The sequence below is a fragment of the Streptomyces wedmorensis genome (genome assembly GCF_000716445.1).
GTDB lineage: Bacteria > Actinomycetota > Actinomycetes > Streptomycetales > Streptomycetaceae > Streptomyces > Streptomyces wedmorensis.
This window is the reverse complement of the sequence record NZ_JNWK01000073.1, coordinates 1-20,071: the sequence shown is the minus strand read 5'-3', so window position 1 is coordinate 20,071 and position 20,071 is coordinate 1. Positions and strand designations below refer to the sequence as shown.

17 protein-coding genes are annotated in these 20,071 nt (G+C 73.1%); 8 read left to right on the top strand and 9 right to left on the bottom strand.

All coding sequences use genetic code 11. The features are described from left to right. The first annotated feature begins 22 nt into the window (after positions 1-22). Positions 23-2,566, top strand: a complete 2,544-nt coding sequence (locus OO54_RS36340; protein WP_033211232.1) for a non-ribosomal peptide synthetase — start codon at positions 23-25, stop codon at positions 2,564-2,566. Positions 2,567-2,664: 98 nt separating this feature from the next. Here the strand turns inward: OO54_RS36340 and OO54_RS36335 are convergent, their stop codons facing one another. The 6 genes from OO54_RS36335 to OO54_RS36310 form a co-directional block, all read right to left on the bottom strand. Then, positions 2,665-3,996 carry an FAD-binding oxidoreductase gene (locus tag OO54_RS36335; RefSeq protein ID WP_033211231.1) on the bottom strand — a complete coding sequence of 444 codons (1,332 nt, stop codon included), beginning with the start codon at positions 3,994-3,996 and terminating at the stop codon, positions 2,665-2,667. A 193-nt stretch (positions 3,997-4,189) separates the two neighbouring features. Then, positions 4,190-4,399 (bottom strand): MbtH family protein, encoded by a 210-nt coding sequence (locus OO54_RS36330; protein ID WP_033211230.1) that lies wholly within the window; start codon positions 4,397-4,399, stop codon positions 4,190-4,192. 11 nt (positions 4,400-4,410) lie between these two features. Further along, a complete protein-coding gene (locus tag OO54_RS36325) occupies positions 4,411-5,682 on the bottom strand; it encodes a condensation domain-containing protein (RefSeq protein WP_033211229.1) in 1,272 nt (423 codons plus the stop codon). Positions 5,683-5,714: 32 nt separating this feature from the next. Beyond that, a complete protein-coding gene (locus OO54_RS36320; RefSeq protein WP_026057799.1) occupies positions 5,715-5,996 on the bottom strand; it encodes an acyl carrier protein in 282 nt (93 codons plus the stop codon). 82 nt (positions 5,997-6,078) lie between these two features. After that, positions 6,079-6,924: an endonuclease/exonuclease/phosphatase family protein gene (locus tag OO54_RS36315; protein ID WP_051787655.1), complete on the bottom strand. Its 846-nt coding sequence runs from the start codon at positions 6,922-6,924 to the stop codon at positions 6,079-6,081. A gap of 99 nt (positions 6,925-7,023) precedes the next feature. Beyond that, positions 7,024-7,704 (bottom strand): 4'-phosphopantetheinyl transferase family protein, encoded by a 681-nt coding sequence (locus OO54_RS36310; RefSeq protein ID WP_033211227.1) that lies wholly within the window; start codon positions 7,702-7,704, stop codon positions 7,024-7,026. A 167-nt stretch (positions 7,705-7,871) separates the two neighbouring features. Here OO54_RS36310 and OO54_RS36305 point away from each other — a divergent pair, with 167 nt between their 5' ends. Together OO54_RS36305 and OO54_RS36300 are read left to right on the top strand one after the other, a co-directional pair. Continuing rightward, a complete protein-coding gene (locus OO54_RS36305; RefSeq protein WP_234439664.1) occupies positions 7,872-8,723 on the top strand; it encodes a shikimate dehydrogenase family protein in 852 nt (283 codons plus the stop codon). Between the two features lie 59 nt (positions 8,724-8,782). Then, entirely contained in the window at positions 8,783-9,400 is a 618-nt protein-coding gene (locus OO54_RS36300) for a malonic semialdehyde reductase (protein ID WP_033211245.1), read from the top strand. Between the two features lie 65 nt (positions 9,401-9,465). Here the strand turns inward: OO54_RS36300 and OO54_RS36295 are convergent, their stop codons facing one another. Genes OO54_RS36295 through OO54_RS36285 form a run of 3 tightly spaced genes read right to left on the bottom strand, consistent with a single transcriptional unit; the run spans position 9,466 to position 12,408 of the window. Next, the gene (locus OO54_RS36295; RefSeq protein ID WP_234439665.1) at positions 9,466-10,347 is read right to left on the bottom strand and encodes an ROK family protein; all 882 of its coding nucleotides are present in this window, start codon (positions 10,345-10,347) and stop codon (positions 9,466-9,468) included. A 1-nt stretch (position 10,348) separates the two neighbouring features. Continuing rightward, complete coding sequence (mhpA, locus tag OO54_RS36290; protein ID WP_051787653.1) at positions 10,349-11,974, bottom strand: bifunctional 3-(3-hydroxy-phenyl)propionate/3-hydroxycinnamic acid hydroxylase MhpA; 1,626 nt, start codon at positions 11,972-11,974, stop codon at positions 10,349-10,351. Further along, the gene (locus OO54_RS36285) at positions 11,971-12,408 is read right to left on the bottom strand and encodes a type II 3-dehydroquinate dehydratase (protein ID WP_033211223.1); all 438 of its coding nucleotides are present in this window, start codon (positions 12,406-12,408) and stop codon (positions 11,971-11,973) included. Before OO54_RS36285 ends, mhpA begins: the two co-directional genes overlap by 4 nt. A 351-nt stretch (positions 12,409-12,759) precedes the next feature. Between OO54_RS36285 and OO54_RS36280 the strand changes: the two genes are divergently transcribed. The 5 genes from OO54_RS36280 to OO54_RS36260 all read left to right on the top strand — a co-directional run. Continuing rightward, on the top strand, positions 12,760-13,926 hold the full coding sequence (locus OO54_RS36280; protein WP_033211222.1) for a DegT/DnrJ/EryC1/StrS family aminotransferase: 1,167 nt from the start codon (positions 12,760-12,762) through the stop codon (positions 13,924-13,926). After that, positions 13,923-15,038, top strand: a complete 1,116-nt coding sequence (locus OO54_RS36275; protein ID WP_051787651.1) for a Gfo/Idh/MocA family protein — start codon at positions 13,923-13,925, stop codon at positions 15,036-15,038. Before OO54_RS36280 ends, OO54_RS36275 begins: the two co-directional genes overlap by 4 nt. A gap of 11 nt (positions 15,039-15,049) precedes the next feature. Continuing rightward, entirely contained in the window at positions 15,050-15,742 is a 693-nt protein-coding gene (locus OO54_RS36270; protein WP_200146802.1) for an HAD-IA family hydrolase, read from the top strand. Next, the gene (locus tag OO54_RS36265) at positions 15,739-16,788 is read left to right on the top strand and encodes a 3-dehydroquinate synthase family protein (RefSeq protein WP_033211220.1); all 1,050 of its coding nucleotides are present in this window, start codon (positions 15,739-15,741) and stop codon (positions 16,786-16,788) included. The genes OO54_RS36270 and OO54_RS36265 overlap by 4 nt, the downstream gene beginning before the upstream one ends. A 110-nt stretch (positions 16,789-16,898) precedes the next feature. Next, on the top strand, positions 16,899-20,071 hold a 3,173-nt coding region (locus OO54_RS36260), incomplete at its 3' end, for an AMP-binding protein (RefSeq protein WP_033211219.1).

Below are 20,071 nucleotides of genomic sequence, written 5' to 3'. Positions count from 1 at the left end.
TACCACTTGGATGGAGGATGGCATGTCGACGACCACGGACGAGGCCGCACCGCTCACGGAGCGCTGTGCGCGCACTCTGGCGTCGCTACCGAACGAACTGGCCCTGCCGACGGATCGTCCGCGACCGGCGCACGCCTCCTCGGTGAGCGGGTCGCACCGGTTCGACATCGCTCCCGAGGTCCACCGGGCCCTTCTCGCGACGGCCGGGGAGGCCGGGGCGACGGTGGGGACGACGGTCCGGGCCGCCGCGGCCGCCCTGCTGACCCGGCTGGGGGCCGGCACCGACATCCCGATCGCGGCTCCGGCCGCGGCGCGACCCGGCGTGCCGCGGGGCGACGCGGCGGAGTTCCTCGCCCGTCACCTCGTCGTCCGGATCGACGCCTCGGGCGACCCGAGCCCACGAGCACTCCTCGACCGCGTGCGGGAGGCCGAGGACGCGGCGCGCGCGGCGCACGACGTGCCCGCGGAGCGGCTGGCCGAGATCGTCGACCTCGCCCCGTACGCCGGCCGGAGCCGCCTGGTCCAGGTGAGCGTCGTCGTCGACGACGAGACCGCGTCCGAGGCCGGCACGACGGACCCGTCCGCCTTCGACCTCGCCGTCACCCTGACCGAGCGCCGGCGGGACGACCGGGAGCCGGCGGGGATCGCGGGCGAGATCGCCTACGACACCGACCTGTTCGACCGTGCGACGGCCGTCTCGCTCGCGGACCGTCTGGTCCTGCTCCTGACGGCGTTCACCACCGCACCGGACACCGCCCTGTCCCGCGTGGAGCTGCTGTCCGCCGGGGAACGCAAGGCCTGGCTGGAGACGTCGAGCGGCGCCGAGCGCGAGATCGGCGAGGCCACGCTGGTCCGGCGGTTCGAGGCCCGCGTCCTGGAGACACCGGACGCCGTGGCGCTGGTGTGCGGCGACGTGTCGCTGACCCTCGCCGAACTCGACGCCCGGGCCAACGCGCTCGCCCACCGGCTGATCGGCTCCGGCATCCGGACCGAGGAGCCGGTGGCCATCCTGATGGACCGGTCCGCGGAGCAGATCGTCGCGGTGCTCGCCGTCCTCAAGGCCGGCGGCTGCTACCTGCCCCTGCACCTGGCCCATCCGGCGGAACGCATGCTCGGCGTCATGGCGGCCGCGGACGCCCGGATCCTGCTGACCGACACGACCCACGCCCACCACGAGGCCGCGCGGGGCGCCACGACCACCCTCCTCGTCACCGCGGACGACTCCGCGGGGGCGACCACCGGCAGCCCCGACCGCGCGCCGCTGCCCGAGCAGGCCGCGTACCTCATGTACACCTCGGGCTCGACCGGAGTCCCCAAGGGCATCCTGGTGTCCCACCGGAGCGCCGTGTGCATGGTGCTCGACAGCTCCTGGGACGAGGCGGCCGCGGCGCGGATGCTGGTGCACTCGCCGCTCGCGTTCGACGTGTCGACGGGCGAGATCTGGCTGCCGCTGCTCAGGAACGGGCAGCTGGTGATCGCGCCGCCCGGTGACCTGGACGCACAGGGCCTGAAGGACCTCGTCGCACGCCACGGCGTGACCGGCGCCCTGCTCTCCGGCGGACTCTTCCGCAGCATCGCCGACGACTCGGCGGCGGCCTTCACCGGCATGCTCCGCGTGTACATGGGCGGCGAGGTGATCTCCCCGGTCGCGGTGCGCAAGGCACTCGAAGCGGCTCCCGGCCTCGTCGTGCACCCCCAGTACGGGCCCACCGAGGCCACGCTGTGCGTCACCCACCACAGCGTCGAACGGGCGGACCTGCTGACGGGCGACGTCCCCATCGGCAAGCCGATGGACAACAGGCGCGTGTACGTCCTGGACGAGCACCTCGACCCGGTGCCGCCCGGCACGGTCGGCGAGCTGTACCTCGGCGGCGAGGGCCTGGCCCGCGGCTACCTCGGCAACGCGGCGCTGACCGCGGAGCGGTTCGTACCGGACCCGTTCCACGGCGTCGGCGCCCGGATGTACCGGTCGGGGGACCTGGCCCGCTGGACCCGCGACGGCGTCCTGATGTTCGTGGGCCGCACCGACGACCAGGTCAAGGTACGCGGCTACCGCATCGAACTCGGCGAGATCGAGACCGCCCTGGCCCGGCAGGACGGGGTCGCGCGGGTCGCGGTGATCGTCAGGCAGGACCAGCCGGGCGACGAGCGCCTGGTGGCGTACGTGGTGCCGGCCGCCGGACGGACCCCGGACCCGGCGGCCCTGGCCGAGCAGGTCGGCAGGACCCTGCCCGCGTACATGGTGCCCTCCGCCTTCGTCACGCTGACGGAACTGCCCCTGACGCCGAACGGCAAGCTGGACCGCCGGGCCCTCCCGGCACCCGACTACGGCGGCGGCACCGGCCGCGGCCCCAGCACGCCCGAGGAGCACCGGCTGTGCGCCGTCTTCGCCGAGATCCTGGGCCTCGAACGGGTCGGCATCGACGAGGGGTTCTTCTCCCTGGGCGGCGACTCGCTGCTCGCCACCCGGCTGAGGTCGAGGATCCGCACCGAACTCGGCGTGGAACTCAGGGCCCAGGCGCTGGTCCGGAACCCGACCGTCGCCGAGCTCGCGCAGCTGCTCTGACCCCGTACCGCCCCGCCCCGTGACGGAACCGTCCGCACGGAAAAGCCCGGAGGGCCACCGCACCGAGTGCGCGGTGGCCCTCCGGGCTCGCGCCGCGCCTACTGGGCGGGCGCGCCGAGGTAGCCGACGAACAACCCGTCCGGGTCACGGTCCGCACGGATCCGCCGGAACCGCGACCAGGCCGCGTCGGACATGATCCGGTCGGGCCGGACCGTCAGGTCGCTGTCCCCCAGGTAGCAGCCGGCGGAGACGGGGGCCACGCGGCGCATGGTGCCGTCCAGCCACGCACGGCACCGCGCGTCCTCCTCCGGGGCCTCGCCGATCACGTACGCGGCGAAGTACAGGTCGGTCCCCACGGACAGGGCCATGTCCGGCGTCCGGCGCGACCGCAGGGGCGTGAAGTCGCCGAGGACGGTGAACGTCCTGGGCGTCGGCAGGTCGACGAAGGCGGGCACCAGCGCCGGGACCAGCTCGGAGGCGGAACCGGTGAGGAAGGCGTTGTCCGCGAAGTAGCGGTGGTAGTCGGGGTTGGCCCGCAGCTGCGCCGCCTGCAGCTCGGCGAACCCCACCGGCCGGGCGACGGTGGCGGCCGACGCCTTCCCGACCACCGGGCAGGTGTCGAGCGCGGCCGACGAGGCCGGCCCGCCGTCGAACGACACGGCGTCGACGATCAGCACCGGAGCGTCGCAGCCGGGCGGAGTGCAGCCGACCGCGGCGAGCTCGACCGACGGCGGCACCTCGCGGCGCGCCGACAGATACCAGGTCAGGACCTCGGGAGCGAGGTCGGCGGGGTACACGTACGTGGACCGCGTCAGCTCCCGGAACCGGGGGCGGGTGCGGAGCCGGAACTCGGTGACCACGCCGAAGAAGCCGGGACCCGAGCCCCGCGCGGCCCAGAACAGGTCGGCGTTCTCCGTCTCGGAGCACCGCACGAGGTCGCCCGCGGCCGTGACCACGTCCATGGACTCGACGGACTCCGCGGCCCAGCCCCAGCCGCGGCAGTTCCACCCGATGCCGCCCTGCAGCAGGAAGCCGCCCATGCCCACGGTGGGGGAGTGGCCCACGGAGAAGAACCGGCCGTGCTCCGCGAGGTACGGGTCGAGGTCGAGACCGCCGCGCACCGCCGGACCGACCGCGACCGTCGCGTCCGCCGGGTCGTACGCCATCCTGGTGAACAGCGCCAGGTCGACGAGCAGGGTGTCCTCGCGCAGTGACCACGCGGGCCAACTGTGCCCGCCGGAGCGGACGGCGACCTTCCACCCCTCCGCCGCCGCCAGCCGCACTCCCGCCGCCACATCGGCGGCGTCCGCCGCGCGCAGCACCGCCGCCGGCCGCCTCGACGGCAGCCGGTGGTTGAAGAGGCGTGAGGTCGCGGCGTCGGCGAACCCGGTGTCGCCCCTGCGCCAGAAGGCCCCGGTGAAAGAAGTCATCAGCAAGTGGTCCCCAGGTCGCTCCGCACGCCGTGCGGATCGGTGGGCACATGGGCCGGGCCGTGCCAGGGCCGCCCGGCCGGGCATGTGCGTGGATGTCGGCCGGAAAGGGAAAGGCGGCGGCACGCCGTGCGCGCCGCCACCGGTCGGGCCCCTAGGGCCTGTCTGACCCGCAAGATCCGGAAGAGACGACCTAGCCCTCGTCGACGGACGGGCTCCGCCGCAGACTCGCGGGCCGGAGGTCCGTCCAGGAACGGTCGACATGGGCGAGGCACTCGGCCTTCGTGCCCCGCTTCCCGGCCTCGGACCAGCCGGCGGGCAGCTCCCGCCCGACCGGCCAGACCGAGTACTGCTCCTCGTCGTTCCGCACCACACGGAACGCGCGCGTCTCGTCGTCGAACACGGAATCCCCTCCTAGTCACCCGCGGGCAGTGCGAACGCCTCGGCCGCGTCGAGGAGCTGCTCCACGGCCGCGCCGGGGAAGCAGCTCTCGTTGTAGTGCGCGACGATCTCCGGCCCCGTCTCGTACAGGTTCCACCCGACGACCACGGTCTCCAGGAAGCGCTTCCCGCCGGGGACGTCCAACTCCACGTACTCCGCCTCGGTACCGGTGAACGGCGCCAGGTCGTACGAGGACGGCGGCTCCTCGTTGAGGCTGACGTACAGGCCGGCCTGCCGGTCCGGCACCATCAGCGTCTCGTTCCAGTACCGTCCCGCGACCAGCAGCGGAATGCTGTACTCGAAGACGTCGTGGGTCCGGAGGAACACCTCGCGGACCGTCCCGACCCGGTCACCGCGCTCCCGCCCGAGGTGCAGCGGCACGGTCTGCACGAACAGACCGGCGGTCTGCGACGTGCCCGGCAGCATGCGCCCGTGCTGGTTGACGGAGATCCCCGGCGCGGGTTCGCCGGTGACCTCACGCGCCGCGGCGAGCACACTGGCCGTGACCGCGGCGAAGGGAGTCGCCCGGGCCTCCAGGGCGAAGCGCCGCAACCGGGCCTTCGCGTCCGCCGGAAGCGCCCGGGCGATCCTCTTGGGCCGGTACTCGCCCGCGTGCTCGGTGCCGACGGGGAACGGCGCCGGGACCGTCCCGAACTCCTCGACGTACGAGCCCCAGAAGGCCCGCCGCTCCGCTCCCCAGGAGCCGGAGAACAGCCGGCGCTCCTCCGAGGCGAAGGCCTGGTAGCTGCTCGCGCCCGACACGTCGCCGGTGTCGCCGGCCAGCGCCCGGTTGTAGAACTCGGTGAAGTCCGACCGGATCCGGGCCCACGAGGCCAGGTCGTTGATGATGTGGTCGATCGCGATGCCGAAGAGGTGCCTGCGCTCGTCACGCCGCACGACGGCGATGCGCGAGAAGCCGCGGCCGTCCAGGCTGAAGGGCTCGCCGATGAAGCGGCCCATCAGCTCGACGGCCTCCGCGTCCGTGTCGGCGGTGAGGACCTGCACCTCGCTCAGCGCGTCGTCGTACGTGCACGCCTCCTCCGGCGACAGGTAGGCGCGGCGCAGTACGTCGTGGCGCAGGCACACCCGCCACCAGGCGTCGCGCAGCGCGGCGACGTCGAGGTCGCCGGTGAGCCACATCGCCATGTAGTGCAGGTTGTGCCAGTCGGCGAACTCGCCCGTCAGCCGGGCCATTTCCGCCAGCGAGGTCGGCCCCGCCGATCCCTTTTCCTGGGAGAACGTCATCTCACACCTCCGGGCACGTGACGCTGACCGTCTTAGGAGCGGGCGCCGTCCGCACCGGAATCCACCTGCCCCGGCTCGCCTTCCAGGAAATCCGAAAGGCTGCGCGGCGAAGCGTGGGAGAACACGTGGCGCAGTTTCACGTCGACCCCGAGGGCGTCGTGAATCCTGCCGGTGATCTGCAGGACGTGCAGCGACGACCCGTCGTTCTCGAAGAGGTCCGAGCTCTCGTCGAGTTCGGGATTTCCGAGAACCTCCCGCCAGATCTGGGTCAGAGCCGCAACGCGATCCGGCGCCATCTGATTCTGTGGACTCATGTCGGGAGCTCCTCACGACTGCTGCGCGAATTCCTGGTGCCCACAACTCGCAGGTTGCGGCGGAGCCACAAGCTACCCACCGTCAGGAGGGGCCTGTACTGACACCGGTCAGGATCATGCCGCCGTCGCCGGCACCCCCGGCCTCCACCTGAACGCGCACCTGGCAGTACGCGTGGTCGGACTCCGTGGCCGCCACCGTCGTACTCAGCAGCCGCAGCGCACGGCCGTAGAGAACGTGGTCGTTCTGGACGCCCTTGGCCGTCGTGGGAGTCCCTTCGAACGCGCTTCGGTAGCCGCCCGCGCCCATGACGTCGCCCAGCAGCTCCCCGAAGCGCCCGTAGTTCGCGTCGACGCCCGCGAAGGCCATCCCCGTACGGCCGATCTCCCGCAGGTCCTCCGCGAGCATCTCCCACATCGGCGCGAACACCGGATCGGCGGGACTCGCCCCGAAGCGGCGCAGCGGAAAGCAGTGCCCGTTCACGAAGCCGAGCCGCCGGCCGCCGCCCAGGTCCAACGACCCGACCGCATAGCCCTTGTCGTGCAGCGTCCAGCGCCCGCCGCCCGGTCCCGAACCCTCGAGGCCGGGATTGGGAAACCGTTTGAACACCACGTCGTCGAGGGGGAAACGCGACAGGATTCCGAGCGCCAGCGAGGCGTCCCGCGCCATGTGCGAGACGCTCACCGGAAAGGACGCGACATGCGGATACCCGACCCGCCTGGCCAGTTCCGTCGCCTGGTCCTCCCGGCGCCCGTGGTAGTCATGCGCCTCCTGCAGACAGACCACGTCGGGCGCGTGTGCCTCCAACACCGAGGCGTAATGGCCGAGTGACGGAATTCCGTCGTGCTGATGCGACTCACCGAGAATCCCGCCCCCGATGTTCCACGTCGCGAGTTTCAGGAGCGTAGGCGTCATCAATGCGTCCTCCACGGCTCCAGCGAGGCGACCGGCCCGCTGTCGTGACGCGCAGATTACGCGGCCCCCCGCCGCACACGTACTGACAGCGGTCAGGAGATCCGGACGGTCCGGTCAAGCGGGGTACGGGACCGTGACGGCCGTCGCCACGAAGCCCTGCCGGCTCGTCCAGCGGCCCTCGAACCCGTCGAGCCGGCGGTCACCCACCCGCGGACCCGGCACGAGCAGCCCGGCACGGAACCCACCGCACGGCTGCCCACCGGGATCCACGGAGATCTCGACATCGGCCTCGGAGAAATCCAGCCACTTCCCGGTCAGCGGCGACCACGCCTTGTAGACCGCCTCCTTGGCGCTGAACAGCAACCGGTCCCAGGGGATCCCCGGATGCTCCGCGGCCAGCCGGCTCAGCCGGTCGCGCTCCGCCGGCAGGGCCACGAGCTCCAGCACGCCCTCGGGCAGCGGGGCGGCCGGCTCGGCGTCGATGCCCAGCGAGGCGACGTCGGCGCTGAGCGCCAGAGCGGCCGCGTGGTAACCGTCGCAGTGCGTCAGGCTTCCGACCAGCCCCGGCTGCCAGTCCGGCGCACCCCGTTCGCCCGGCAGCACCGGCTGCGGCGGCAGGCCGAGCTTCGCCATCGCCCGACGCGCACAGACCCGTACCGCCGCGAACTCCCGGCGCCGCTTGTCGACCGCCCGGCTCACGAGCGCAGCCTCCTCGGGGTACAGCTCCGCGTCCAGGGCGGTGTGGCCGTAGCCCTCGACCGCGACCACGCTCTCCGGCAGCAGCGCCTCGATCACCGCGCACCTTCCCTTTCCGCCAGGGGACCCCTCCGAGCCGGGGACTTCCTCGCCCACCGTACCCAGCGTCGCTCCGGAGGCACGGCCTCGGCCGCCCCGCACCGCCGTGGTCAGGACTGCCAGGATGGCCGTCGAAAGGTGCACCGACCCCAGTGGAAGGAAGCCGTGTGACCACTCCAGCGACACCACCGATGCCCGAGCGGCCCGGGATCGGCGGCTCGACCCGGCTCTACGCCGTCCTCGGCTGCCCGGTCGCCCAGGTGAAGGCGCCCGCGCTGCTCAATCCCGTCTTCTCCCGCCTCGGCCTCGACGCCGTCCTCGTGCCGGTGCTCGCCGAGCCCGAGCACCTCGGTGAGATCGTGCGAGGGCTCCAGCGGATCGGCAACCTCGACGGGCTGCTCGTCACCGTGCCGCACAAGGCCGACGTCCGCCGGTTCGCCGACACCGTCAGCGGCGCCGTCACCCAGTCCGGGAGCGCCAACGCGCTGCGCCGGGAGCCCGACGGCCGGTGGAGCGCCGAGAACTTCGACGGCATCGGGTTCGTCCGGGGGCTGAGCGCCTCCGGATTCGACCTCGCGGGGAAGCGCGTGTCCCTGATCGGCGCGGGCGGCGCCGGAGGCGCCCTGGCCGCCGCCGTGCTCGCCGCCGGAGCCGCCCACCTCGACGTGTGCGACCGCGACGAGGACCGGGTGACCGAGGTGACGAACCGTCTCGGGCCTTACTGGCCGGGCCGGTTGGCCGGAACGGTTACCCCACGGCTCGACGGCGCGGACCTCGTCGTGAACGCCACCCCGCTCGGCCTGCGCCCCGACGACCCGCTGCCGTTCGACGTGGAGGGCCTCCCGTCAGGGGCGGCGGTCGCCGACATCATCATGGAACCGCGTGAGACCGCGCTGCTGCGGGCGGCCGAGGCGCGCGGCCACCGGATCCATCACGGTTCGCACATGCTCATTCACCAACTCGACCTCTACCGCGAGTTCTTCCGGCTGGACGCCCCCGAGCGGGCGGAGCTGTCATGATCGGGAACCACGGTAGATCAACCTTCTTACGACGGAACGGATGAGACGTGCCGAACGACATGACCTCCCCTGTCGAACACCAGGACCTCTACGCGCTGTCCCCCGAGGGGCAGCGGCTGCTGTTCACCGAGGCCCGCACGGCCCTCAAGTTCACCGACGCGCCGGTCGACGACGAGCGGCTGCGGGCGATCTGGGAACTGTTCAAGTGGGCGCCCACCGGCAGCAACCTCAACCCGATGCGGATCCTCTACGTGCGCACGGACGAGGGGAAGAAGCGGCTGGTCCCCCTGCTCACCCCGCCGAACCAGCCCAAGAGCGCCTCCGCGCCCGTCATCGCGGTGCTTGCGGTGGACCGTGAATACGGCGAGTACGGCGCCGAGTTGTGCCCCAGCATCCCCGGACTCAAGGACGTCCTCGACTCCAACCCCGTCCTGCGTGACGCCTCCGGCGACTTCAACGCCGCCCTGCAGGCCGGGTACTTCGTCCTCGCGGTACGTGCCGCGGGTCTGGCCGCCGGGCCGATGAAGGGTTTCGACGCCGAGGCGGTGAACACCGAGTTCTTCCCCGACGGGCGCTGGAAGGCGATCCTGCTGGTCAACATCGGCGAGCCCGCCGAGGACGCCTGGGGCGAGCGGATGCCGCGCCACGACTACGAGCAGGCCGTCCAGCTCGTCTGACGCCGCCGTGCGACGGCCGGGGTCCCGTGTCGCGGGCCCCGGCCGCGCCGCGCGCGACCGAGCGGTCAGGGGTTCGGCAGTCCCCTGGCGGCGAGCAGCGCCCCGTGCAGGGACGAACCGCCGCCGAGCCGGGCCGGAAGGACGGGGGCCACCGGGTGTCCCGGCCTGGCCAGCATGGCCGCCTGCCGGGCGACCTCCGCCACGAAGCCCTCGATCCCCGCGGCGAACCCGCCGCCCACGACCGTCGCCGAGGGGTGCACCAGCTCGCCCGCCCCCACCAGGGCGGCCGCGAGGGCCGCGCAACTGTGCTCGACCGCGGTGACGGCCCAGTCCGCACCGTCGGCGTACCCGGCCCTGAGCTCCTCGAAGGTCACCTCCGCCCCGCGCGCGGCCGCCGCCCGGCGCAGCGTCGCCGGGCCCGACGCCTCGGCCTGGACGCAGCCGCGGCGGCCGCAGTCGCAGAGCTCGCCGTCCCGGTCCACGATCAGGTGTCCCAGCTCGCACGACCCCCGGCGCGTACCGGGCACGGGCCGGCCGCCGAGGACGATCCCGCCGCCGATGCCGGTGCCCACGCCCACGTAGACCAGGTCGGAGTGACCGGCCGCGTGGGCCTCCGCCACGGCGGCCAGGTCTCCGTCGTCGGCCCAGGACACCTCGGATCCGGGGAAGAGGTCCCGCAAGACCTCCGACAGGTCGAGCCCCACCCAGGACGGCCGGGTGGGCCAGGCCGTCACCCGCCCCGCGGCGTCCAGCGTGGCAGGCACGGCGACACCGACCCCCGCGAGCGGCCGTGCGGCACGGGCCAGGAGCTCCTCCACGTGGGCCCGCAGGGTGTCCAGGTCCTCCGGGAGACCGGCGGACGACCGCCAGCGGACCACGGAATCCCGCGACGCCGCGCCGCGGGTCCCGGACGTCTCCGTGCGGAAGGCGACCTTCGTGCCGCCGATGTCAATGCCGAGGTGGATGGCCCGCTCCCGTCGTCATGAGCTGGGTCTCCAACTGGTCGAGGACCATGCCGAGTTCCCTCGTGCTGCGGGCGACCCCGAAGACGTGGAAGTCGGGCCGGACGAGGACGAAGCGCGCCCGGACGGAGGCCATGAACGGGAGGTACACGTCGTCGAGGTCCGTGACCGCACCCGCCGCCGGCTCCGTGCCGGAGGCGAGCCTGACCGTGTGGGCGCCGATCTCCGCGAGGAGGGCGCGCTGTTCCGCGCTCAGCGCGGAGGCCGGGTCCTCCGTGGTGAGGAGCACGAAGCCCGTGCCCACCACCTGGTCGAAGAGCCCGGCGACGCCGTCCCGCGCCACCCGCCCCTGGGGGACCGGCGAGCCGGTCGGGGGCGCGGCGACCGTGCCGACCGTGCGGTGCAGCACGCCCTCGCGCAGCGGCTGCGTCACCGGGCGGTCCGGCGTCTGGCCCGCCGTCAGGGTGGCGTCCCGGCGGGCCGCCTCCTCCGCGTCGGAGACACAGACGATCTTCCCGAGCTGTACGGACAGTTCGATCGTGCGGAGCACATGGCCGCGGCGCTCGGGCCCGTACGTGTCGAGGAGCCGCGCGTCCGATGCGCCCCGCAGGACTCGGTCGAGCTTCCAGGACAGGTTGAGGACGTCCCGGATGCCCGAGCACATCCCGGCGCCCGCGAACGGCGGCATCGAGTGCGCGGCGTCACCCGCGAGCAGCACCCGGCCCTTCTTCCAGGTGTCGGCCAGGGCGGCACGGAAGGTGTAGACGGTGTGCCGGGCGAGGACCGCGTTCTCCGGGGTCACGTCGAAGGACTTGAGCAGGCGCCAGGCCGTCTCGGGCGTGTCGAGCTCCTCCTTGGACTCGTCCGGCAGCCGCATGAACTCCCAGCGCCTGCGCCCGGGGCCGCTCCCGACGACCGTCGTCGGCCTGGCCGGGTCGCAGATCTGCGCGTTGGCCGGCGTGAACTCCCGGGGCTCGCCCAGGACGACGTCGCAGAGCAGCCAGTCGAAGGAGAAGTCGAGGTCGGTGACGCCGACGTCCAGAAGGTCCCGTATCCGGCTGTTGGCCCCGTCGCAGCCGACCAGCCAGGCTCCCTCGAGGGTCCTGACGTCGCCGGCGGCGGTCTCCGCGGTGAGGGTCACGCCGTGGTCGCCGTGGTCCTCGACGGCCGTCGCGGTGTGCCCGCGCAGGACGCGCAGCAGGCCCCGGTCCTCGAACTCGGCGGCACGCTCGGCGAGCGCCGCTTCGAGCGCCGGCTGGTGGAAGGTGGTGGCGTCCGGCCAGCCGTGCGCGCCGGGGGCGGCGAACTCCATGCGCAGCAGCGTCCGCCCGGCGGCGTTCCGCCAGTCGTACGCGTCGACGGGCTCGCCGATCTCCTCGAACGAGGAGGCGATCCCGAGGGAGGCGAGGGTGCGCGCGGTCTCGCCGTCGAAGACGGTGGCGCGCGGCATCGGATACGGGGTCTCCCACCGCTCGACGACCGTCACCCGGCGGCCCTGCCGGGCCAGCAGGATCGCCAGGACCTGGCCGACCGGCCCGTACCCGACGACGAGGACGTCGGCGGCGTCGGGGTGAGGGCGGCCGGCGGAGGTGGTGGAGCTCGTGCCGCTCATCCCGTGACGCCTCGCCGGACCAGGGCCTGGGCGGCGAGCCGGTACCCCTCGGCGCCCAGGCCGAAGATCACGCCGCTTGCCAGGGCGCCGAGGATCGACTGGTGCCGGAAGCCCTCGCGCGCCCACACGTTGGACAGGTGGACCTCGATCCACGGCTTGGGGTAGTTGGCGAGCGCGTCCCGGAAGCTCCAGCCGGCGATCATCAGCGCGCCCGGGTTGATGATCGCGCCCACCGTGTCGTAGCTGTCCTGGACGGCGCGGACCATCTCCCCTTCGCAGTCGTACTGGCGGGCCACCACTTTCCACCCGGATTCCGCGACTTCCTCGGCGACGATCCGCTCGATGTCGGCCAGGGTTTCGGTGCCGTAGATCTCCGGCTCCCGGCGGCCGAGTATTCCCAGATTTGGCCCGTTCAACAACAGGAGTTCACTCAAGACAGACCTCGGTGCTTCTCGCGCGGCGGTTGGCCGCCGATGCTAACCAGAGGCCGCTTGCCCGTGCAATGCGACAAAGTCCGAATGCCCGTTTACGGGGGCGTGGTGACGTTCTGTCAGAAACGCTCGGAAGGGGATCGTGGCGGGAAACCACCTGGTCTGAGGGGTGTGTCGACTAGGGGGGTCGGATGAGGGGGATCTAAGGGGGTCGCCTAGGGGATTGTGAAGGCTTTCCGTGGCCTGGACCATGTGAAAACCGAGTCGTTCCGTGCCGGTTGACAACAGATCGACCAGCAGCCATGGCCCGGCCGTCTTCTCCGGGTGGCCGGTATCTAGCTAGATGGATGGACTATGTTTGGGATTTCGCAGCGGAGCCTGGAATTTCCGGAGTGGCCCCAGTTCGGTGACCAGGAAAGAGTCGCTCTGATGCGCGCCCTCGAACAGGGGCAGTGGTGGCGTATCGGCGGAAGTGAAGTCGACGAATTCGAGCGCGAATTCGCCGAGTACCACGGCACCGCACACGCCCTCGCGGTGACCAGCGGCACCCACGCCCTCGAACTCGCCCTTCAGGTGATGGGAGTGGGGCCCGGCGACGAGGTCATCGTTCCCGCCTTCACCTTCATCTCCTCCTCGCAGGCCGCCCAGCGTCTCGGCGCCGTCGCCGTCCCCGTGGACGTCGACCTCGACACGTACAACATCGACGTGCGGGCCGCGGAAGCCGCGATCACCCCGAAGACCAAGGCGATCATGCCCGTCCACATGGCCGGCCTCCTCGCCGACATGGACGCGCTCGCCAAGCTGTCGGCCGACTCCGGCGTCCCGCTGCTCCAGGACGCGGCGCACGCGCACGGCGCCGAGTGGCGGGGCAAGCGGGTCGGCGACCTCGGCTCCGTCGCGGCCTTCAGCTTCCAGAACGGCAAGCTGATGACCGCGGGCGAGGGCGGCGCGGTGACGTTCCCCGAGGCCGCCCAGTACGAACTCGCCTTCCTGCGGCACAGCTGCGGCCGCCCGCGGACCGACCGCTCGTACCTGCACGAGACGTCGGGCTCCAACTTCCGCATGAACGAGTTCTCCGCGAGCGTGCTCCGCGCCCAGCTCACCAGGCTCGACGAGCAGATCGCCACCCGCCAGGAGCGCTGGCCGCTGCTGTCGGGTCTGCTGGCCCGGATCCCCGGAGTCGTGCCGCAGGGCACCGACGACCGCTGCACGCGCAACCCGCACTACATGGCCATGTTCCGGGTCCCCGGCATCACCGAGGAGCGGCGCAACGCCCTGGTCGACGCGCTGATCGCGCGCGGCCTTCCGGCGTTCGCGGCCTTCCGGGCCGTCTACCGCACCGCCGCCTTCTGGGAGATGGCCGCGCCCGACGAGACCGTCGACGAGATCGCCGCCCGATGCCCCAACAGCGAGGCCCTCACCCGCGACTGCATCTGGCTGCACCACCGGACCCTGCTCGGGACCGAGGAGCAGATGCACGCCATCGCGGACGTGGTGGCCGACGTCCTGGCCACTTCATGACCCTGCGCGTCGCCGTGGTCGGCCTGGGCTGGGCGGCCCGCAGCATCTGGCTGCCCCGGGTGGCCGCCCACCCCGGCATGACCGTCACCGCCGTCGTGGACCCCTCCCCGGCGGCCCGGGCCGCGTTCGCGGAAGAGCCGGCCGTCGGCGCGGGAGGTCCCGCGCCGCGCGTCCTGGCCTCGGCCGCCGAACTGACGCCGGACCTGGCCGACCTCGCGATCGTCGCCGTTCCCAACCACGCCCACTGCTCCGTCGCCTCGGGCCTGCTCCGCCGGGGCATCCCGGTCTTCCTGGAGAAGCCCGTCTGCCTCAGCACGGCCGAGGCGGACGAACTGGCAGAGGCGGAGAAGGCGGGCGCGGTCCTCGTCGCGGGCAGCGCCGCCCGCTACCGGGGCGACATCAGGCGCCTTGAGGACCTCACCCCGTCCCTGGGCCGGATCCGCCACGTCCGGGTGGCGTGGGAACGGGCCCGAGGCGTTCCCGGCACCCGCTGGTTCACCCGCCGGGACACCGCCGGGGGCGGAGCCCTGGTGGACCTCGGCTGGCACCTCCTCGACACCGCCCTGCCCCTGCTGGGCGGCCGGGTGGAGTTCGAGCAGGTGGCGGCGACGGTCGGACACGACTTCGTCAACCGCGACGTGGCCCAGGCTGCCTGGCGGGAAGAGGACGAGCCGGCCCCGGGAGGGACCGGAGACGTGGAGGACACGGCTCGCGCGTTCCTGGTCACCGACGACGGAGTCTCCGTCTCCGTACACGCCAGCTGGGCGTCCCACGCCGAGTACGACACCACCCTCGTGGAGGTGCACGGCACCGCCGGCACCGCCGTGCTCTCGTGCACGTTCGGCTTCAGCCCCAACCGGCGGGGCGGCTCCACGCTCACCGTCACCCGGCACGGGGAGACCGTCCCCGTCCCGCTCGACCCGGAGCCCGTGGGAGTCGAGTACGACCGGCAGGTCGACGCGCTCCCCGCCCTCCTGGCCGACCCCGGCCTCCGCGGCCGGTCCATCGCGGCCACCAGGACGACCATCGGTGTCATCGAGCGGGCCTACGCGTCCGCGCTCGGCGTCGGCACCCCCACAAGCGAGCGGAACACGGAAAGGCAGCCGGCGTGAGCACCGAACTGATCACCGAGGGCGGCGACCCCGCGTCGGCGGGCACCACGGCCGCCACGCGGACCCCGCTGCGGACCGTCGTCTTCGACCTCGACGGCGTGCTCGTGGACAGCTTCGGCGTGATGCGCGAGGCGTTCGCCCTCGCCTACCGCGAGGTCGTCGGCGACGGCGAGCCGCCCTTCGAGGAGTACAGCACCCACCTGGGCCGCTACTTCCCGGACATCATGAACATGATGGGCCTGCCGCTGGAGATGGAGGAGCCCTTCGTCCGCGAGAGCTACCGGCTCGCCCACCGCGTCCGCCTCTTCGACGGCGTCACGGAGATGCTCGAAGCGCTCAACGCACGCGGCATCCGGTTCGCCATCGCCACCGGCAAGAGCGGCCCCCGCGCCCGCTCCCTCCTCGAAGGCCTCGGCGTCCTGCCGCTGTTCGAGCACGTCATCGGCTCCGACGAGGTCGAACACCCCAAGCCCGCACCGGACATCGTGCTGCGCGCCCTGGAACTGCTCGGCGCCGACAAGGAGGGCGCCGTGATGATCGGCGACGCGGTCACCGACCTCGCGAGCGCCCGCGCCGCCGGGGTCGAGGCCGTCGCGGCGCTCTGGGGCGAGAGCGACCCGGAGCCGCTCCTCGACGCCGCGCCCGACGCGGCCATGGAGAGCCCCGCCGACTTCCTCGCCTGGTGCCTGGAGGCCGCCACGTGACCGGCGGCCAGGCCACCTCCACGGCGCGGACCGTCGGCGTGGAGCTCGGCAGCCGCTCGTACGAGGTCCACATCGGCCCGGGCGTACGGCACACGCTGCCCGACCTCGTCGCCGGCCTCGGTGCCCGCCGGGCCGCGGTCGTCTCGGCCCGGCCCGGGGAGTGGACCCCGGACCCGGGCGTGCCCGCCCTCCACCTCCGGGCGGAGGACGGGGAGCACGGGAAATCGTTGGCGGCGGTGGAACGCTACTGCCGCGCGTTCGCCGGGTTCGGCCTCACCCGGGCCGACGTCGTCGTCTCCGTCGGCGGCGGATCCACGACCGACACCGCGGGCCTCGCCGCCGCCCTGTACCACCGGGGCGTGGCCGTCATCCACCTGCCGACCACGCTCCTCGCCCAGGTCGACGCGAGCGTCGGCGGCAAGACCGCGGTGAACCTGCCCGAGGGCAAGAACCTCGTGGGCGCCTTCTGGCAGCCCAGGGCGGTCCTGTGCGACACCGACTACCTGACCACCCTCCCGGCCAGGGAGATGACCAGTGGCTACGGGGAGATCGCCCGCTGCCACTTCATCGGCACCGGTGACCTGCGCGGGCTCTCCCTCACCGACCAGATCGCCGCCAGCGTCCGCCGCAAGGCCGAGGTGGTCTCCGCCGACGAGCGGGACTCCGGCCTGCGCCACCTGCTCAACTACGGCCACACCCTCGGTCACGCGCTGGAACGCGCCACCGGCTACTCCCTCCGGCACGGCGAGGCCGTGGCCATCGGCACCGTCTTCGCGGGCCGCCTCGCCGGCCACCTCGGACGCATCCCGCCCGAGCGGGTCGCCGAGCACCACGAGGTGGTCGCCCACTACGGGCTGCCGACGGAGCTGCCGCACGGCGTGGACACCGCCGAACTCGTCGGCCTGATGAGGCTGGACAAGAAGGCCACGACAGGACTGACCTTCGTCCTCGACGGACCGGACGGCGCCGAACTCGTCAGCGGAGTGCCGCAGGCCGCGACCGAGACGGTGCTGGCACGGATGCCGAGACAAGCGCCACCGGCCTGACGGCCGAACCGACCACACCGCGCCCGGGGCACGCGCCGTGGGCGGCGTCCCCTCCGGGCGAACCGCCCGCCCCCGAAGAACCACCGACCGAACCGCTGGGAGTCCCATCCATGCTGCGCACCGAACTGCTGCGGCCCCTGCACGAGCTGCTGCGGCGGCAGAGTGAGCGGTTCGGTCAGAAGACGGCATACCGCGACGACCGCCGCGCGATCGGCTACGCCGACCTGGAGACCCGCACCCGGCGGCTCGCCGGCCACCTCGCGGACCTGGGGATCCGCCCCGGCGACCGGGTCGCCCTGCTGCTCGGCAACCGGGTCGAGACGGTCGAGAGCTACTACGCCGTCGCCCGGTCCGGCGCCATCGGCGTCCCCCTCAACCCGCGCTCCTCCGACGCCGAACTCGCCCACCTCCTCCAGGACAGCGGCGCCCAGGCGATCGTCACCGACGCGTACCACCTCGACCAGCTCGGCCGCGTCACCGCGGACCGCGCCCCGCTGACCGTCCTCGTGGTCGGCGGAGACCCGGACGACGAGCCGCTCCCGGCGGGCCTCCACCCGTACGAGCAGCTCGCGACCTCGGAGCCGGGGCGACCCGCGTACGACGGTCTCGGACTCGACGACATCGCCTGGATGCTCTACACCTCGGGCACCACGGGCAAGCCCAAGGGCGTCCTGTCCACCACGCGCAACTGCCTCTGGTCGGTGGCGGCCAGTTACGCCCCCGTGCTCGACCTGTCCGAGCGGGACCGGGTGCTGTGGCCCCTGCCGCTCTTCCACAGCCTCTCCCACATCGCCTGCGTGCTGTCGGTCGCGTCGGTCGGCGCCACCGCGCGGATCGTCGACGGGCTGTCCGCCGCGGACGTGCTCGACATCTGGGCCACCGAGGACTTCACCGTCGTCGCCGGAGTCCCGACGATGTACCACCACCTCGTACGGGAGGCACGGGCCCGCGACTTCACGGCCCCCGGGCTGCGGGTCGGACTCGTCGGCGGCGCCATCACGACCGCCGAGCTGCGCAACGTGGTGGAGACGGCGTTCGGCGCACCGCTCGTGGACGCCTACGGCAGCACCGAGACGTGCGGCTCCATCACCATCAACTGGCCGAGCGGAGCCCGCGTCGAGGGCTCCTGCGGACTACCGGTCGTCGGCCTCGGGGTCCGGCTGGTCGACCACCGCACCGGCCTGGACGTCACGGACGGCACGGAGGGCGAGGTCTGGGTCCGAGGCCCCAACGTGATGGCCGGCTACCACAACCAGCCCGAGGCCACCGCCGAGGCCCTGAAGGACGGCTGGTACCGCACCGGCGACCTCGCCCGGCGCGACGAGGCCGGGTACTTCACCGTCACCGGACGCATCAGGGAACTCGTCATCCGGGCCGGCGAGAACATCCATCCGCTGGAGGTCGAGAGCGTCCTGCGGACCGTCCCGGGCATCGACGACGTCGCCGTCGCCGGGAAGCCGCACCCCGTGCTCGGCGAGATTCCCGTCGCGTACGTCGTCCCCGGCGCCGACGGCTTCGATCCGGCCACGGCCCTCGCCGCCTGCCGCGAACGGCTCTCGTACTTCAAGGTGCCCGAGGAGCTGTACGAGATCCGCGAGATCCCGAGGACGGCGTCCGGCAAGGTCACCCGCCGACTGCTGCTCGAACTCCCCGCGCTGCTGCGCGCGATGGGCAACGGCGACGAAGAGGGCCTCCACCGCCTGGAGTGGATCCCGGGCGGCGCCGACGCACCCGCCGGGGAGCGGCTGTGGGCGGTGGAAGGCGATCCGGACCCCTCCCTCCTCGCCGGACTCCGCTCCGCCGGAGTACGGGTGCGTCCCGGCGTGGACACGGCCGCGGACGGAGCCCTGCCGGACGTGACGCTCCTCGTGGCACCGGAAACGACCGAGGCGGGGTCGGCGGAATCCTCGGTGGCGTCGGCGATCGACGCCTGGACGGCGGCCGAGGGACGGACGCCGGACTCCCGCCTGGTGGTCGTCACCCGCGGAGCCATGGCGACCGGCCCCGAGGACGGACCGGGCAATCCCGACCAGGCCGCCGTGTGGGGCCTCGTACGGTCCGCACGGCTCGCCCACCCCGGCCGCGTCACCCTCGCCGACCTCGGCCCCGTCCTCGACGAGGACTCGGGCAGGGCCCTGCCCGGCGCCGTGGCGACCGGCGAGCCGGAGTTCGCGGTACGCGCCGGGGTCACCCTGCTGCCGCACCACGTCCGCGTCGCGATGGACAGCGGTCACGACGCCCGGGGGACCTTCGACGGCCCCGGAACCGTGGTGCTCACCGGCGCCGACACCCCGCGCGGCGCGGCCCTCGCCGACCACCTCGTCGGCGCCCACGGCGCCCGCCGACTGCTGCTCGTCTCCTCGCCCGGCACCGGCACGGCGGCCACCACGACCTACGAACGACTCGTCGCGGCGGGCGCCGAGGTCCGGCTCGTCGCGTGCGACCTCACGGCCGAGGACGAACTGGCCGACGCCCTCGCGCAGGCCGAAGGACCCGTACGGGCCGTCGTCCACGCCTCCGAGCCCACGGGCCCGCTCGCCGCCACGGCCGCGGGCCTGCGCAACCTGCACCGGCTCACCCGCGCATCCGACCTGTCCGCCTTCGTCCTGTGCTCCTCCGCCGCCGGCGTCACCGGCGATCGTGACGATGCCCGTACGGCCGCCCACGCCGCGTACCTCGACGCCTTCGCAGTGCGGCTGCGCGCCGAGCACGGCGTTCCGGCACTGTCCCTGGGATGGGGCCCGCAGGACGACCTCGCCGCCCTCGACGCGGCCCTCACCACCGGACACCCGCACCTCTTCGTCGCGGGGCCGGACACCGAGCGGGACCGCGGGGCGGCCCCCACCGCGCGAAGCACCCGCTCCGCCCGGCGGGAGGACTTCGCCGACGGCGACCGGATGCGACGGCTCGTGGACCTGGTCCGGGGCCACGTCGCCGACCTCCTGGCCCTGCCCGGCCTCCAGTCCGTCCCGACCGGGCGCGCCTTCAAGGACCTCGGATTCACCTCCGCCAACGCCGTCGAACTGCGCAACCGGCTCGGCGAGGCGACCGGGCTGCGCCTGCCGCCCACCTCGGCCTTCGACCACCCCACGCCGGAAGCCCTCGCCCGCCGACTGCACCGCGGACTCTTCGGAGCCGGCGAGGAGACGGCCGAGCCCGCCGCCGCACCGGTGCTCGCCCTCGACGAGCCGGTGGCGATCGTGGGGGTGGCGTGCCGTTTTCCGGGTGGGGTGTCGTCGCCGGAGGATCTGTGGCGGTTGGTTGCCGGTGAGGTGGATGTCAT